This is a genomic window from Saccharopolyspora sp. 6V, assembly GCF_020176785.1.
In the GTDB taxonomy this organism is placed as follows: domain Bacteria; phylum Actinomycetota; class Actinomycetes; order Mycobacteriales; family Pseudonocardiaceae; genus Saccharopolyspora_C; species Saccharopolyspora_C gregorii.
This window is the reverse complement of record NZ_JAIUKB010000036.1, coordinates 64,310-77,006: the sequence shown is the minus strand read 5'-3', so window position 1 is coordinate 77,006 and position 12,697 is coordinate 64,310. Positions and strand designations below refer to the sequence as shown.

General features: G+C 74.4%; 11 protein-coding genes. 3 read left to right on the top strand and 8 right to left on the bottom strand.

Going from position 1 to position 12,697, the window contains the following annotated elements; all coding sequences use genetic code 11:
- Positions 1–58: 58 nt before the first annotated feature.
- Genes LCD35_RS08445 through LCD35_RS08435 form a run of 3 tightly spaced genes read left to right on the top strand, consistent with a single transcriptional unit; the run spans position 59 to position 4,040 of the window.
- Positions 59–2,434, top strand: a complete 2,376-nt coding sequence (locus LCD35_RS08445; RefSeq protein WP_224956719.1) for a WS/DGAT domain-containing protein — start codon at positions 59–61, stop codon at positions 2,432–2,434.
- On the top strand, positions 2,431–3,330 hold the full coding sequence (locus LCD35_RS08440) for a DMT family transporter (protein WP_225044010.1): 900 nt from the start codon (positions 2,431–2,433) through the stop codon (positions 3,328–3,330). The genes LCD35_RS08445 and LCD35_RS08440 overlap by 4 nt, the downstream gene beginning before the upstream one ends.
- Positions 3,327–4,040, top strand: a complete 714-nt coding sequence (locus LCD35_RS08435; protein ID WP_225044009.1) for an SDR family oxidoreductase — start codon at positions 3,327–3,329, stop codon at positions 4,038–4,040. The genes LCD35_RS08440 and LCD35_RS08435 overlap by 4 nt, the downstream gene beginning before the upstream one ends.
- A 67-nt stretch (positions 4,041–4,107) precedes the next feature.
- Here the strand turns inward: LCD35_RS08435 and LCD35_RS08430 are convergent, their stop codons facing one another.
- From LCD35_RS08430 to hpnC, 8 genes are all read right to left on the bottom strand, one after another.
- Positions 4,108–4,758 carry a VC0807 family protein gene (locus LCD35_RS08430; RefSeq protein WP_224956722.1) on the bottom strand — a complete coding sequence of 217 codons (651 nt, stop codon included), beginning with the start codon at positions 4,756–4,758 and terminating at the stop codon, positions 4,108–4,110.
- Positions 4,759–4,840: 82 nt separating this feature from the next.
- On the bottom strand, positions 4,841–5,842 hold the full coding sequence (gene hpnH, locus LCD35_RS08425; RefSeq protein WP_224956723.1) for an adenosyl-hopene transferase HpnH: 1,002 nt from the start codon (positions 5,840–5,842) through the stop codon (positions 4,841–4,843).
- Positions 5,843–5,883: 41 nt separating this feature from the next.
- Complete coding sequence (locus tag LCD35_RS08420; protein WP_225044008.1) at positions 5,884–6,525, bottom strand: hypothetical protein; 642 nt, start codon at positions 6,523–6,525, stop codon at positions 5,884–5,886.
- Between the two features lie 13 nt (positions 6,526–6,538).
- Positions 6,539–8,476, bottom strand: a complete 1,938-nt coding sequence (shc, locus tag LCD35_RS08415) for a squalene--hopene cyclase (protein ID WP_374108047.1) — start codon at positions 8,474–8,476, stop codon at positions 6,539–6,541.
- Positions 8,470–9,483: a polyprenyl synthetase family protein gene (locus LCD35_RS08410; RefSeq protein ID WP_225044007.1), complete on the bottom strand. Its 1,014-nt coding sequence runs from the start codon at positions 9,481–9,483 to the stop codon at positions 8,470–8,472. The genes shc and LCD35_RS08410 overlap by 7 nt, the downstream gene beginning before the upstream one ends.
- Positions 9,480–10,844, bottom strand: a complete 1,365-nt coding sequence (gene hpnE, locus LCD35_RS08405) for a hydroxysqualene dehydroxylase HpnE (protein ID WP_225044006.1) — start codon at positions 10,842–10,844, stop codon at positions 9,480–9,482. Before hpnE ends, LCD35_RS08410 begins: the two co-directional genes overlap by 4 nt.
- Positions 10,841–11,704 carry a presqualene diphosphate synthase HpnD gene (hpnD, locus tag LCD35_RS08400; protein ID WP_224956728.1) on the bottom strand — a complete coding sequence of 288 codons (864 nt, stop codon included), beginning with the start codon at positions 11,702–11,704 and terminating at the stop codon, positions 10,841–10,843. Before hpnD ends, hpnE begins: the two co-directional genes overlap by 4 nt.
- Positions 11,701–12,600: a squalene synthase HpnC gene (hpnC, locus tag LCD35_RS08395; protein WP_224956729.1), complete on the bottom strand. Its 900-nt coding sequence runs from the start codon at positions 12,598–12,600 to the stop codon at positions 11,701–11,703. The genes hpnD and hpnC overlap by 4 nt, the downstream gene beginning before the upstream one ends.
- Positions 12,601–12,697 lie beyond the last annotated feature (97 nt).

Genomic DNA, 12,697 nt, shown 5'->3' with positions numbered 1-12,697 from the left:
CCGGGACGCCGTTAGCCTCCGGACCACGAGCCGTTCTCGGAGGGGGGGAGCTCGCCTCGTGACTCAGCCACCGCACCGACTCCTGCTGGTCAGCGCCACCATCGGGGAAGGCCACAACGCCACGGCGCGGGCCGTGGAGGAGGCCGCCCGCGCCCGCTGGCCGGGATGCGCCGTCACCTGGGTGGACGCGCTGCAGGTCATGGGTTCGTGGGTGCCGGGCGCGTTCCAGCGCATCTACGTCACCAACGTCGAGAGCACCCCGTGGCTGTACGACTTCTTCTACGCCGCGCTGTGGCGGCAGCGCTGGTTCGCCGACGGTTGCCGCCGCTTCGTCGGGTCCTGGTGCGGGCGGCGGCTGCGGCCGGTGCTGGCCGAGCACCGCCCGGACCTGATCGTCTCGACCTACCCGCTGGGTACCGCGGGCCTCGACTGGCTGCGCGGGCGCGGCGAGCTCGACGTGCCGATCGCGGCGGTGATCTCCGACTTCGCGCCGCACCCGTTCTGGGTGTACTCGCGGATCGACCTGCACTACGTGATGAGCGAGAACGGGCTGCGGGCCGCACGGCGTGCCCAGCCCCGCTCGGTGCACGCGGTGAGCGCCCCGCCGGTGGAGTCCCGGTTCCGGCCGCGGGACAAGGCCGAGGCCCGCCGGGACTGCGGGCTGCCCGCCGAGGGGCGGATGCTGCTGATCTCCTGCGGTTCGCTCGGCTTCGGTTCCGTGGAGCGCGCCGCCGATGCCGCGCTGCGCACCGGGATCGACCGGGTGGTGGTGCTGTGCGGGCACAACGAGGCGCTGCTGCGGCGCCTGCGGGACCGCGCCGAGCAGGACCCCCGGCTGGTGCCGCTGAGCTGGGTGCGGAACGTGCCCGCCTACACCACGGCCGCCGACGTGGTGGTGACCAACGCGGGTGGTGCGACCGCGCTGGAGGCGCTCGCCTGCGCACGGCCGGTGCTCATGGTGGAACCGATCGCCGGGCACGGCCGCGCCAACGCCGAACTGATGGCCGACGCCGGGCTCGCCTTGCTGTGCGAGGACGCCGACGCGCTGGCCGGGGCGCTGGACCGCCTGCTCACCGACCCGGACGAGCTGCACGCGGTCGAGCAGCGCGTGCACGAGCACCTGCGGGTCACCGGCCGGTTCGCCGACCAGGTGCCCGAGCTCGCCGACCTGCGCCCCCCGCCGCGCCCGCGGCGGCTGCGCGGGCAGGACGCGTTCTTCGTGCACGCCGCCACCCCGGAGGTACCGCAGCGCACCGGCGCGGTGCTGACGCTGAGCGACCCGGACCGGGTGATGACGACCGCGGACTGGATCGACCACCTCGGCGCCCTGATCACCAGCCGGGCGCCGCGGCTGCCGATGCTGCACCACCGGCTCAGCGGCGGGCGCTGGATCCCCGTGCGGGAGATCTCGGTGCCCGAGCACCTCGGCCACCACGAGCTGAGCGGCGCTCCCGGCGAGCGGGAACGGGTCGAGCGGGAGTTCTTCACCGCCCCGCTGCGCGCCGACCGGCCGCCATGGGCGTTGAAGGTGCTGCGCGAACCCGGCTCGGCGCAGGTCGTGCTGCTGGTGTCGATGCACCACGCACTGGGTGACGGGCTGGTGATGACCGCGACGCTGCTGCGGTTGCTCTCCGACGACCCGCAGGAGGAGCCGCCGCCCGCCGCCCCGGAGCTGTCGGGGGCGCGCCGGGCGCTGGTGGTGCTGCGCGGTGTGCTGGGCCTGGCCGCGGCGAACGCGCTGCCCGCGGCGGGGCCGGCGCGGCGCAGCACCTCGGCCCGCCGCTACGCGTGGGTGGAGCTCCCCACCGAGCAGGTGCGCCGCACCGCCGCCGCCCACCGGGTCAGCCGGACCGCGCTGCTGCTGGCGGTGCTGGCCGAAGCGCTGCACCTGGTGGACGAGAACGACACCACGCAGCGCTCGCTGCGCGCGATGGTGCCCCGGGGCACCGGTGGCGGGACGTCCTGGTTCGGCAACCACGCGGCGGGGATCGCGGTGGACCTGCCGCTGGGTCCGATGGCGCCGCGCCGACGCCTCTCCGAGATCGCCGCCCGCCTGGACCGGGCGCAACGCGGCGGCATGCCGGTCGCCGCTGCCGCGGTGGTGGGGGCGCTGGGCAAGCTCCCGGCCCCGCTGCACGCGCGAGCGGTCCGGTCGATGTACCGGGGACGTTTCTTCCAGGCCATCGTCTCGGTCATGCCCGGTCGGGCCGAACCGCCGCGGATCGCGGGCGCGCGGTTGCACACCGTGCACCCGGTGCTGCCACTGGCCGCCGGGGTGGGCCTGGCGCTCGGAGTGATCCACTGGGCCGAGCACACGGGCGTCGGCATCACCACCGACCCCGGGTCGTTCCCGGACGTGGCCGAGTTCGCCGACCGGTTCCGGCAGGCGTTCGCCGCGCTGGGCGACCCCGCACCGGTGGGCGTCGGCTCGTGAGTTCCACGGGCACGATGCTGGGGATCGCGGTACCGGCCGCCGTCCTCGGCGCGGCCGGGTTCGGGCTGGCCAGCGCGGTGCAGCAGCGCGCCACCAAGCAGGTGCCCACCAGCCGCACGCTCGACCCGCGGCTGCTGTGGGACCTGGTGCGCAAGCCGGTCTGGCTGCTCAGCATCGGGACGGTGCTGGCCGGGCTGTCGCTGCAGATGGTGGCGCTGGCGTTCGGACCGCTGGTGCTGGTGCAGCCGCTGCTGGTGACCTCGGTGCTGTTCGGGGCGGTGTTCGCGGCGGGGATGGCGCACCGCAGGCTGGACCGGGTGCTGGTGCTGGGCGCGCTGGCGGTGATGGCGGGGCTCGCCGCGTTCCTGCTGCTGGCGCGGCCCGTCGGCGAGGGGACGGGGTTCACGGGGGCGACGGACGTGCGGCCGCTGGCGGTGGTGCTGGCCTTGGTGGTGCTGGCCTGCGTGCTCACCGCGAACCGCTTCCCCGGTGAGGTGCGGGTGCTGGCGCTGGCGCTGGCGACGGGCGTGCTCTACGGCGTCACCGCCGGACTGATCAAGGTGGTGGCCGAGCAGCTGCGGCACGGCGGCATCGCCGAACCGTTCACGCATCCGACGCTGTACGTGGTGTGCGCGCTGGGGCCGGTGGGGTTCCTGCTGAGCCAGAACACGTTCCAGCAGGGCCGGTTCATCTCCCCGGCGCTCGCGGTGATCACCGCGGTGGATCCGCTGGTGGGGATGGCGATCGGGGTGAGCTGGCTCGGCGAGCGCGTGGAGACGGCGCCGGGCGCGGTGGCCGGGCAGGTGCTGGCGGGTCTGGTGCTGATGGCGGGCATCTGGGTGCTCACGCACCGCGGCGAGCACCTGCGGCGGGCCATCGAGGAAGGTGCCGGGTGAGGTGGCGCTCCGCGCTGGTCACCGGCGCGTCCTCCGGCATCGGCGCGGCGCTCGCGCTGGAGCTGGGGGCGCTCGGGTGCGATCCGGTGCTGGTGGGCCGGAACCGGGAGCGGCTGGCGGCGGTGGCGCGGCGCAGCGGCGGGCGCGCGCTGGTGGCGGACCTGGCGGATCCGGATGCGGTGCGCCGGGTCGCCGAGGTCGCCGCCGACACCGACCTGCTGATCAACAACGCCGGGGCCGGGTGCGCGGGTCCGTTGCCGGAGATGCCGGAGGCGCGGGTGGCGGAGCTGGTGGCGCTCAACCTCACGGCCCCGCTGCAGCTGACGCGCGCGGCGCTGCCCGGGCTGGTCGCTCGGGGCGGCCAGGTGGGGTTCGTCTCGTCGATAGCCGCGACCGGGGTGCGCGGGGAGGCGGTGTACTCGGCGACGAAGGCGGGGCTGCGGGCGTTCGCGGCGAGCGTGGCGCACGAGGGCGTGCCGGTGACCACCGTGTTCCCGGGCTTGGTCGCCACCCGCTTCTTCGACCGCCGGGGTGCCCCGGAGCGCCGCTTCCCGCGGCCGGTACCGCCGGAGCGGGTGGCGCGGGTGCTGATGCGCGCGCTGGAGGAGGGCACGGCGGAGGTGTTCGTGCCGAGCTGGCTGGGTCTCGCCGCCCGGGCGCAGGGCGCGCTGCCCGCGACCTTCCACCGCCTCGCCCACCGCTTCGGCTGAGGGCGCTCACGAGAACGGCCCACCGACCCGGCTGGACCGGATCGGTGGGCCGTGCGACCGCGGATGCTCAGGCCGCGCGGGCGAAGCGCAGCGTGATCCCCTCACCGCGCAGCTCGCGGCGCAGCCACCAGATCGAGGCGACCGCGGCCACCGCGACCAGGCTGAACGAGCCTGCCGTGCTGGCCAGCAGGAAGTGCCCGATGGTGGCCTGGGCGAGCGCCCACAGCGTGGTGAAGCCGTTGATCGTGAACACCAGCGCCCACAGCAGCGACACCCGCCGGAAGAACCGCTGCACCCGGGCGTTGCCGATCAGCGACGGCGGCAGGATGCAGAAGTCGTCGGCGAGCTTGGCGATGAGCGTCCGTTCGAACAGCAGCGACCCGAGGAACAGCACGGCCACCAGGAAGTTCTGCAGGCTCGGTTCCAGGAAGTACAGGAACGAGCTGTTCGTGGCGAACCCGACGACGGTCCGCACCACCAGCACCCCGGTGGTCAGCATCAGCACCAGCGGCACCCGCAGCCGGAGCACGAGGCGGACGGCGACGGCGCCGACGCCCCACACGAGTGCGGCGATCAGTCCACCGGTCAGACCGGTGAAGGTGAACAGGACGTAGAACAGCACCAGCGGTGCGACGACCGTTTCGCCCAGGTGCTTGGCGGCGTGCCACAGGTGCGATGGGAGCGCGTCGAGGTGCACGACCTGCGATGGCTGCTTCATGCGTATCGGTGTCCGTCGTCGGGGGCGGGACCACAAGGGTAACCGCATCGTTGCTGATCAACAGTGGTTCGGGTGGTATCCCTCACCCCTTCAGGGCACGAATCGATTCGCGTAGTGAACCCATCGTGGCCAGTACCGCGGTGGGCTCATAACCGCAATGAGCCATGCAGTTGGCGCACCGCGGATCCCGGCCGCGCCCGTAGGACTCCCAGTCGGTCTCGTCGATCAGCTCCCGGTAGCTCTGCGCGTACCCGTCACCCATCAGGTAGCAGGGCCGCTGCCAGCCGTGCAGCGAGAAGGACGGGATCGCCCACGCGGTGCAGCCGAAGTCGACCTTGCCCTCCAGGAAGTCCAGGAACCGCGGCGAGTGGTTGAACCGCCACTTCTTGCGCCTGCCGTCGGCGAAGACCTTCGCGAACAGCTCGCGGGTCTCGGTGACGCCGAGGAAGTGCTCCTGGTCGGGCGCCTTGTCGTAGGCGTAGGCGGGCGAGAGCATCATCTGGTCGACCTGGAGCTCGTCGTTGAGGTAGTCGAGCACCTCGATCACCGACGCGGGCGTGTCGGTGCTGAAGAACGTGCTGTTGGTGGTGACCCGGAAGCCGCGGCGCTGCGCCTCGCGCACGTTCTCCACCGCCTGGTCGAACACGCCCTGCTTGCACACCGAGGCGTCGTGGCGCTCCTGCAGCCCGTCGATGTGCACCGCCCAGGAGAAGTACGGCGACGGCGTGAACTTATCGATCTTGCGGGGCATCAGCAGCGCGTTCGTGCACAGGTAGACGAACTTCTTGCGCCGCACCAGCTCGGCGACCATCACCTCGATCTCGGGGTGCATCAGCGGTTCGCCACCGGCGATGGACACGACCGGGGCGCCGCACTCCTCGACGGCGGCCAGCGCCCGGTCCACCGGCATGCGCTGCTTGAGCACGCTGGCCGGGTGCTGGATCTTGCCGCAGCCGGCGCAGGCCAGGTTGCAGGCGAACAGCGGTTCGAGCTCCAGGGTGAGGGCGAACTTCTCGCGTCGCGCGAGCTTCTGCCGCACGAGGTAGGAGCCGACGCGGACGGCTTGGCGCAGCGGAATTCCCATGTCAGTACCTCCAGCTCGGGTGGGGTCGGGACGGCGGGTCGTCACCGCGGGTGGTCGGTCGTCGCGGGCCGACATCGCCGCGACGAGGCGGCCCACGCGGTCACCGCGGGAGCGAGCCGCCGCAGCCGCAGCAGGGCGCGCAGCCCCCGGTCGGCGGTGCGCGGGTGCAGCAGCGGAGTCCGCGCGGTGTCGACGACGACCCGCACCACGGCGCACAACCGGTCCCCCGCCGAGCGCGCCACCGCGGCCGATTCCATGTCCACCGCCACCACGCCCGTGGTGGCCAGCGCGGCGCGCTCGACGCCGCCGACCAGGTGGTCCGCGCTGGCGACGGGACCGACCAGCACCGGGAACCCGGCGCCGCGGAGGAGCTCGGCCAGCCCGGCCGCCCCGGGCAGCAGCACGCTGCCCGCCTCGTCGCGGTCCTCGTCGACGACCACGACCGCGCCGGGACCGGTATCCCCCACTCCCCCGCCCAGGCCGAGCAGGACCGGCGCGTCCTCGGGACCGAGCGGAACCCCGGCGACGCGGCGCGCGCTGCGCCCCGGCCCGAGCCCGGCGCGCAGCACCGGTGAACCGGTCGCGCCGCGCAGCGCGACCGCCTCGCAGCGCAGCGGCGCGCACAGCAGCACCCGGGAACCGGTGGCTGCACCACCGGTCCGCCGTCGCGCCGCCGCGCTCACCGCCGCGCCCCGATCACCGCTCGGCGACCGCGCGCTCGTACCGGCCGAGCGCGGTGAGCGGGAAGATCAGCCGGTACAGGTGGTAGTTGATCGAGAAGTCGCCGGGGAACCCGGTGCCGGTGTAGTGCGGCTCGTCCCAGGTGCCGTCCGCGCGCTGGGTGGCCGCCAGGTGCTCGACCCCGTTGCGCACCGCCTCGGTGGTGTGCCTGCCCAGCGCGAGCAGCGCCATCAGCGCCCACCCGGTCTGCGAGGCGGTGGAGGTGCCGACGCCGATCCAGCGCTCGTCGGTGTAGGAGCGCATGTCCTCGCCCCAGCCGCCGTCGGCGTTCTGGTGCTGCTCCAGCCAGCGCGCCGCGCGCCGCAGCGACGGGTGGTTCGCGGGTACCCCGGCCTCGACCAGCGCGGGCACCACCGCTCCGGTGCCGTAGACGTGGTTGGCGCCCCAGCGGCCGAACCAGGAACCGCCGGCCTCCTGGTTCTCCAGCAGCCAGCGGACCCCGGCGCGCACCGCCGGGTCGTCGCGGTGCCCGACCGCGGACAGCGCCTCCACCACGTGGGCGGTGACGTCCGCCGACGGCGGGTCGATGACCTCGCCGAAGTCGCAGAACGGGAGCCGGGTGACGAGCTTGCGGGTGTTGTCCGCGTCGAACGCGCCCCAGCCGCCGTCGCGGGACTGCATGCCGCGCAGCCAGTGCACCCCGCGGTCGATGGCGCGGCGGACCTCGGCGGGCTTCGTGTGCTGGATCCGGTTGAGCGCCAGCAGCGCGACGGCGGTGTCGTCGGTGTCGGGGTACCCGTCGTTCTCGAACTCGAAGGCCCACCCGCCGGGCGCCAGGTTCGGCCTGCGCACCGCCCAGTCACCGGTCACCCGCACCTCCTCGTCGAGCAGGTAGTCCGCTGCGCAGCGCAGCGCCGGGTGGTCGGCGGGCAGCCCGGAGTCGCGCAGCGCCTGCACGGTCAGCACGGTGTCCCACACCGGCGACTGGCACGCCTCCAGCCTGCGCACCGGCCCGTCCGCCGTCTGCTCGTGGACGGTGAACCCGTCGAGCCCGGCGATGCCCTCCCGCAGCACGGGGTGCTCCAGCGGGTAGCCGAGCAGGTGCAGCGCCAGCAGCGAGTACACCCACGGCGGCTGGATGCCGCCCCAGGACCCGTCGGCCTCCTGCCGCGCGACGATCCACTCGGCGGCCCGGCGCATCGCCAGCTCCCGCAGCGACCGCAGCGGACGGCGCTGGTAGCGGTGCAGGACCGCGTCGAGCGCGTGGAACGCCCGGTCCCACGCGCCGGTGGAGCGCTGCGGGACCCGCCCGGTGCGCAGTTCCCCGACGCCCACGCCCAGGTCGCGACTCGGCCGCAGCGTGCACACGACGGTCAGCGGCACCACGGTCTGCCGGGCCCAGCACGCCCAGTCCGCCAGGTTCAGCGGCACCGACTTGCCCAGCAGCACCACTTCCGGCGGCATCGCGGGCAGCTCGTCCCAGGACCACTCGCCGAACAGCGCCAGCCAGATCCGGGTGAACACCCGGGTCTCCTCGATGCCGCCCCGGGCGAGGATCCAGGAACGGGCCGCCGCCATGTGCTCGGCCTCGGGGTCGTCGCCCGCGAGCTTGAGCGCGGTGTAGGCCTCGACGGTGGTGGACAGGTCTCCGGGGCCGCCGAAGTAGGTCGCCCAGGTGCCGTCCTCGCGCTGCTGGGAGCGGATCCAGCGCGCGCCGCGCTCGGTCTCGGCGGGGGTGCGGATGCCGAGGAACTGGCGCATCAGCAGGTCTTCGGCGTCCATGGTGACGTTGGTCTGCAACTCCCCCTTCCACCAGCCGTCGGTGTCCTGCAGGGACAGCAGGTGCTCCTGGGCCGACAGCAGCGCCGCGTGCGCGCGGACACCGCTGCCCAGCGGCAGGTCCGGCAGGGTCTGCTCCTCGGTCCCGGATCGGGTCAGCTGTTCGGTCACCATTGCCTCCGCACGATGAATTCCGCGAGTTCGGTCAGGGCGTCCACCGCGGGGCCGGTCCGGCCGCCGGTGGGCAGCTGCGCGAGCGCGGCGGTCAGCCTGCGTTCGCATTCGTTCTCGGCCCACTCCTTCGAACCGGCCTGGCGCACCAGGTCGGCGGCGAGTTCGGCGCGGTCGCCGACGAGCTGCTCGGGGTCCTGGTAGAGCCGGTGCAGCCGCTCTCCCGCCGCGGTCCCGGAGGTGAGGGCGTGCACGACGGGCGCCGTCTTCTTCCGCGCCCGCACGTCGGAGAGCACCGGTTTCCCGGTGGTCGCCGGATCTCCCCACAGGCCGAGCAGGTCGTCGACGAGCTGGAAGGCCATCCCCAGCTCCTCGCCGAAGGTCCGCAGCCGCGACACGACGGCCGGATCCGCGCCCGCGGCCAGCGCGCCGAGCCCGCAGGCGCACCCGAGCAGCGCCGCGGTCTTGCCCTCGACCATCCGCAGGCACTCGCCGAGCCCCACGTCGTGCCGCCGCTCGAAGTCGAGGTCGGCGGCCTGCCCGACGATGAGCCGCCCGGTCGCCGAGCCGAGCATCCGCACCGCGTCGGCGGCGTGCGGGGCCGGCGGGTCGACGAGCACGCTGGTGCCGAGCGCGAGCAGCGCGTCCCCGGCCAGCAGCGCGGCGGGCCTGCCGAACACCGTCCACGCGGTGGGCCGGTGCCGCCGGGAGGTGTCGTCGTCCATCAGGTCGTCGTGCAGCAGCGAGAAGTTGTGCACCAGTTCCACCGCGGCCGCTTCCCGGAACGGGGCGGGGGCGTCCTCGACGGCGGCGGCAGCGGCGAGCAGCACCAGCGCGGGCCGCAGCGCCTTGCCGGTGCGCCCGTCGGGTCTGCCGTCGGCGTGCACCCAGCCGAAGTGGTACTCGCAGACCAGCCGGGTGTGCTCGTCGAGCTCGCCGACCGCGGCCCGGAGTGCGGGCTCCACCTGCCGTCGCGAGGTGGTCAGCGCGCTGGGGACGGCAATGGTCATCGGGACACCTCCACGCCCGTCTGCCGGGCGTCGCCGGTGGCCGCTCGCACGACGCGCGCGGCCCGTTCTCCGCTGCGCACAGCGCCTTCGAGGGTGTCGGGCCAGCCGGTGGCGGTCCACGCGCCTGCCAGCACCAGCCCGGTGAGCCCGGTGTCCGCCGCGGGACGCATCGCCCGCGTGCCGGGGGCCTGGTCGAAAGTCGCGCGCGGTTCGCGGGTGACGAAGAAGTCGTCGACGCGGGCCTGCCGGGCCGCGGGCAGCAGATCCCGCAGGGCGGGCAGGAACAGCTCGCGCAGCTCGTCGGTGCGCCGGTCGAGCAGGTCCTGCGCGGCGGACAACGAGAGGGCCAGGTACTGGCCGTGCCGCGCGCCCGCGATCGCGGTCCGGTCGAACAGCCACTGCACCAGCGAGTCGAGCACCGCGGCCATCGGCTCGGCCAGCACCGCCCGGTCGTAGTGCACGTGCACGTTGACGATGGGCGCCGCCGAGAGCCCGGACCAGCGCGGTACCGCGGGCAGCGGCAGCCCGGTCAGCAGCGCGGTGGCGTGCTGGTGCGGCACGGCCACGACCACGGAGTCGGCGTTGAGCACGTCCTCACCGCCGCGCCCGCGCACGGGCACGCGCCAGCCGAGCGCGTCCCGGCGCAGCCCGACCGCCTTGGTGCGCAGCAGGACCCGCACCCCGGCGGCGTGCAGCGCCCGGTGCGCCGCGGTGTCGTGCAGCGCGCCGAGCGGGCGGCGCGGGATGCCGATGTCGGCGGAATCGGTGCCGTCGAGCACGCCGGTGCGGAAGACCTTCACCGCCAGCGCCAGCGAGGAGCGGTCGGGCTGGGCGTTGAGCGCGGCCACCGACAGCAGCCCCCACAGCGCGTCCACGGCTCGCGCCGATTCGCCGCGGGAGCGCAGCCAGTCCCCGAAGCTGTGCTCGTCGAGCTCCGGGTCGGCCGGGTCCAGCGCGCGCAGCGCGAGCGCGGTCCGCGCGGCGCCGAGCCGTTCGGCGGGCGTCAGGGCCCGGTAGCCGAGCAGCGCGGGTGCCAGGTGCAGCGGGGCGGGCGCCTGCCAGCGCCGCAGCACGCTCGGCGGCGCGTCGGGTCGCAGCACCGGGATCCGCAACTTCGGCTGCACGTGGATCCCGTCGGCGGCGCCGAACCGGCGCAGCAGCGCGCGGTAGGCGGTGTAGCAGCGCAGGATCACGTGCTGCCCGGTGTCGACGTCGAGGTCGCCGCGGCGGAACGATCCCGCGGCGCCGCCGAGCCGGGACCGCGCTTCCAGCAACGTCACCTCGAAGCCCTGGTCGGCGCAGCGCAGCGCCGCGGTGAGCCCGGCGAGGCCGCCGCCGACGACGAGCACGGCGCGGTTCACGGCGCCATCCCCGCCAACGAGCGGGCCGCCACGCCGGCCTTGCGCCAGGCGGGCAGCGAGGTGCGCCGCCGCATCGCCCGCGAGGGCGCGGCGGCGATGGCTTGCAGCACCTCGTGGTAGATCCCGGACATGGACGCGCAGCAGGCCCGGCTGCGGCGGTCGAGCATCGGCAGCAGCCCGAAGCCCTCCCGGTACCACTGCTCGGCGCGGGCGACCTCGAACCGCACGAGCCGGGCGAGCCCGTCGGCGTCGCTCGCGACCGGGCCGGGTTCGCCGGGGACGAGGTGCACGCCGAAGCGCTGCAGATCCTCCGCGGGCAGGTAGACGCGCCCGTTGCCGTGGTCCTCGCGCACGTCGCGCAGGATGTTGGTGAGCTGCAGCGCGACGCCGAGGGAGTCGGCACGGCGTTCGGCCACGGCCCGGTCGGTGGTGCCGAACACCCCGAGCGAGAGCCTGCCGATCGATCCGGCGACGCAGCGGCAGTAGTGCAGCAGGTCCTCGAAGGTCAGGTACTTGGTGCCGCGCACGTCCGCTTCGCAGCCGTCGATGAGCTCGTCGAAGGCGGACATCGGCAGTGCCAGCCGCGATTCGGCGTCGGCCAGCGCCACCAGCACCGGGTCCGCGGACCGCGGGCTCGCGTGGTGCAGCGCGGTGCGGGCTTCGGCCAGCAGCCGCAGCTTCTCGGCGGCGGGCAGCTCGCCGTCGCCGATGTCGTCGACGCGGCGGGCGAACGCGTACACCGCGGACAGCGCCCGCCGCTTCGGCCCCGGCAGCAACCTGATCCCGTAGGAGAAGTTGCGCGCGCGCTCGCGGGTGATCCGCTCGCACTCCCGGTACGCCTCCGGAACCGAGGTGGTCACCAGGTACCTCCTGACAGCAGCAAGCGCACCGATTCGGCGGCGGTGCGGGCGCGGGCGGGGGTCACGTCCCCGCTGATCGGGTCGAACCGGGCGGCGGTGAACGCGTGGACGGTGGCGCGTCCGCCCGCCACGTACCCGGCGACGGCGAGCCGGGCGGGCATCGGCAGCTTGCCGACCAGGGGCGCGCCGGATTCGAGCATCCGGTGCGCGCGCACGACCTGGAAGCGCAGCAGCGCCCGCCAATGCGCGGGGACCCGGCCCGATTCCAGTTCCTCGGGCGCGCAGCCGTAGTGGCGCAGGTCCGCTTCGGGCAGGTAGACGCGGCCCGCGCGGTGGTCTTCGAGCACGTCCTGGCAGTGCTCCAGGATCTGCAGCGCGGTGCAGATGCGGTCGGAGAGGGCGACCAGGTCGGGACGGGCGCAGCCGAAGACGTGCAGCACGGATTCGCCGACGGGGTTCGCCGAGAGCGCGCAGTAGTCGACGAGCTCGGTGAAGGTGCGGTAGCGGTGCACGTGCTGGTCCCGCCGGTTCGCGTCGATCAGCCGCACCAGCACCTCCTGCGGCAGGCCGCAGGCGCGGATGGTGGGTGCGAGTGCTTTGAGCAGCGGGAGCCGCGGGGTGCCGCGGTAGGCGTGGCCGAGGTCGGTTTCGAGGTGGTCGAGCAGGACTTCGCGGTTGCCGGGCGCGTCGTCCCCGGCGTAGTCGACGAGCCGGAAGTAGCCGTAGAGCGCCATCAGGTGGGTGCGCGGGCCCCGCGGCAGCACTCGCGCCGCGACGGGGAAGTTCTCGCCGTCGGCCCGCGCGAGCACGGCCGCGCTGTCGGGCAGCTGCGCCGCGAAGTCCGGTACCCGCGCGGTGGTGCGCTCGTGGGCAGGTCGTCCACGAGCCCGTGACATGTCCACAATGGCCCCCTCACCCGCCTGCGACCTGGGTGGTCCGGCAAGACTAGGACCGGCACCGGTCGCCACGCAGGATGGAGGAACACCTTCGTGT

What these genes read in the sequence shown, in the direction of transcription:
- LCD35_RS08430 (WP_224956722.1), bottom strand. Translation starts at nt 4,758, where the DNA reads ATGAAGCAGCCATCGCAGGTCGTGCACCTCGACGCGCTCCCATCGCAC.
- hpnH (WP_224956723.1), bottom strand. Translation starts at nt 5,842, where the DNA reads ATGGGAATTCCGCTGCGCCAAGCCGTCCGCGTCGGCTCCTACCTCGTG.
- shc (WP_374108047.1), bottom strand. Translation starts at nt 8,476, where the DNA reads ATGGTGACCGAACAGCTGACCCGATCCGGGACCGAGGAGCAGACCCTG.
- LCD35_RS08410 (WP_225044007.1), bottom strand. Translation starts at nt 9,483, where the DNA reads ATGACCATTGCCGTCCCCAGCGCGCTGACCACCTCGCGACGGCAGGTG.
- hpnC (WP_224956729.1), bottom strand. Translation starts at nt 12,600, where the DNA reads ATGTCACGGGCTCGTGGACGACCTGCCCACGAGCGCACCACCGCGCGG.